The sequence below is a fragment of the bacterium genome (genome assembly GCA_037131655.1).
GTDB lineage: Bacteria > Armatimonadota > Fimbriimonadia > Fimbriimonadales > JBAXQP01 > JBAXQP01.
The window spans coordinates 1-2,438 of sequence record JBAXQP010000362.1; the positions used below are offsets into that span (position 1 = coordinate 1).

At 47.0% G+C, this 2,438-nt stretch carries 3 protein-coding genes; 1 reads left to right on the forward strand and 2 read right to left on the reverse strand.

The window, feature by feature from the left end:
• Together WCO51_12450 and WCO51_12455 are read right to left on the reverse strand one after the other, a co-directional pair.
• On the reverse strand, positions 1-536 hold a 536-nt coding region (locus WCO51_12450), incomplete at its 3' end, for an MBL fold metallo-hydrolase (protein ID MEI6514064.1).
• Between the two features lie 42 nt (positions 537-578).
• Entirely contained in the window at positions 579-1,241 is a 663-nt protein-coding gene (locus tag WCO51_12455) for an ankyrin repeat domain-containing protein (GenBank protein ID MEI6514065.1), read from the reverse strand.
• Between the two features lie 207 nt (positions 1,242-1,448).
• On the opposite strand from WCO51_12455, the gene WCO51_12460 reads away from it, so the two are divergent.
• The gene (locus WCO51_12460) at positions 1,449-2,336 is read left to right on the forward strand and encodes a hypothetical protein (GenBank protein MEI6514066.1); all 888 of its coding nucleotides are present in this window, start codon (positions 1,449-1,451) and stop codon (positions 2,334-2,336) included.
• Positions 2,337-2,438 lie beyond the last annotated feature (102 nt).

The following is a 2,438-nucleotide window of genomic DNA, read 5'->3' on the forward strand; positions in this document are numbered from 1 at the left end:
ACTGATTTTTGAGGAATTCTGCTGACATCGGTGACATAAGCAAACCCGCCAAACCGGAACGCCCAAATTGAAAAACTGCCGTGGTATACCTTCAAAGGCTCAACTTTAAGTCCATTCACCCTAAATGGCCCATTAATAGGCATTAAATTAATATTCGGCTTCCCGCCTGCAAGCTGAGTTTGTTTGAAGGCATATCGAAAGACCCGTTTGATATCATTCAGTACTTTCTGCTTGCCATAGATAGGCATCGCCTTGCCGCTCAGGTCATTAATGCGCCGAATATCGTCCAGTCCAAATACGTGATCCGCATGGGTATGGGTGAATAGAACGGCATCGGTATGAGTAATCCCATTTTCGATAAGCTGAAGACGCAACTCCGGCGGGGCATCGATAAGAACTGTAGCATCCCCCTCACGAACAAAAACAGCCGTCCGATAACGCCGATTCTTTGGATTGGTCGAAGTACAAACCTTGCATGAACACCCAATCATCGGCACCCCATGCGAAGTCCCACTCCCTAGAACAAGTATCTCCAAAATTTCACTCCCACAGCACGAAATTCTTCCATTCTTATACCCTTATTTCGCGCCGTGGGATTTTAATAATTCTATGACATCTTTATGCGCCCAACGCAGAGGGGTCATCTCGAAATCGTCTTTGGCGTTAACATCGGCGCCTTTGGTTATGAGGAGCTCAACCATCTCTTTTTGACCTCTGACCGAAGCAACGTGAAGAGGGGTTGTTCCGTCGCTATCTTTTGAATTAATTTCTGCGCCCTTTGCAATGAGTAATTCGGCAGGTTCTTTTCTGCCTTGAAACGCCGCCCAATGGAGGGGAGTTTCGCCTTGATTGCTTTTGGCGTTTAGGTTCGCTTTGCCAGTGATTAGCGCTTCGATTAGTTCCTTCTGACCATACCATACGGCCCAATGTAAGGCGGTTATACTTCTTGGGTCCTTTGCATTGACATCTGCGCCTTTGGAGATTAGCAGAAGCGCAGCCTCTTTCTGGGCTCTTTCGGCGGCGACCAAAAGTGGGGTTCGATTGTTTTTATCCTTAACATTGACATCAGCCCCCTTTTCAATCAGGGACTTGCATAACTCAATATCCCCCACCTCTGCCGCTTTATGGAGCGATGTCCTCTCAGCCTCTCCTTTATTAATCGTCTTATCCGACTGCCCAAATAAGCAGAGAGTTAAGGTGACCAGTATTAATATCAATGCCCCCGTACGTATAGAAAACATACATGCAGCTCCCGTTTAACGTTAATGTCAGAGTTTCAGCCTGTTTACTTATTATTGGACGAACCAAAGAGATCAGATGTTACGTATGAACGTTGTACTCTATTACGTATTATATTTTATATCAATCTGGCCCAATTCAGGGTATAAGTATTATTCGGACGCGCAATTACTTCTGCGTTATACCCCATGCCCTAAGGGAGATTAATCGTGCCTTCTGCTGAGCAAATTAATCGGATGACACACCGATTAGCAACTGAAAAGGCAGCATTATTCCAAAACGAAGTGCTCCTTCCGCAAATGGCAAAGATTTTACAATTGCCAATGGCAGATGCCGCCACCGTTCGTGATGCGTTTAGCGAGCCTTATGCGTCTTTGAGAGTAATTTACGGTCATTATGCCTTCTCACGGCGCGGAATGGAACGAACGCTCTACGCACAATTTGCGATGGAAGCCCTCCTTCGCACTGTCGGATCTCCTGATAAAATCGAGAAATTCCTTCGGAACGGTAAGCCGGAACATATGTGGACAAGCTTTGAAGATGTGTGCCGCGAAAACAGCCGCAAGACCAGTGAGCAGCTTAACAGGGGGATGCTGGAAGGTTTTATTGAGATGGCGCAGGAAATCTACACGCAGGATAGCGTCGGTAGTATCTTCTCATGGGTTCAAGAAGGGGTCGTGCAAACGCGCCATATCGAACAGCAATTCCTGCGAATGGTCGATATCCGAGGAATTGGTCCCAAGTTAGCTTCGGTGATTTTGCGCGATGTGGTCTGGATGTTTAATTTAGAAGGCGATATCGAATGGTCAGACCGTCTATTCTTACAACCTATCGATATCTGGGTGCGCAAGTTGGCGGATTATATCACCACCGAAGTCCATAGCGAAACTACCGCCGACTGGGTGATTGCCGGTAAGTTAGCGAAAGCCGCCCGGCTTGCAGGTGTCTCCAGTGTGGCTTTGAACCACGGCATCCAATATTTCGGCAACAACGAAGTCCGAAGTATGCCAAACCTCCAAGAAGCTGTATATGGCCTCATGTCAGCCCCCACCGGCCCCGCCTCTGACCGGAACAGAGCCTTCAAACCACCACGATGATAAAGTTTTACTTGTATTCCCCTTAGGTATAATAGTCCCAAGCACTGCTATTGACAAGGAGCTATTATGCATAACGTTTTATTTGCCTCTGCCCATGTGGAA

Excerpts from the sequence above, each read along its gene's own strand:
- WCO51_12455 (MEI6514065.1), bottom strand. The coding sequence starts at position 1,241 with ATGTTTTCTATACGTACGGGGGCATTGATATTAATACTGGTCACCTTA.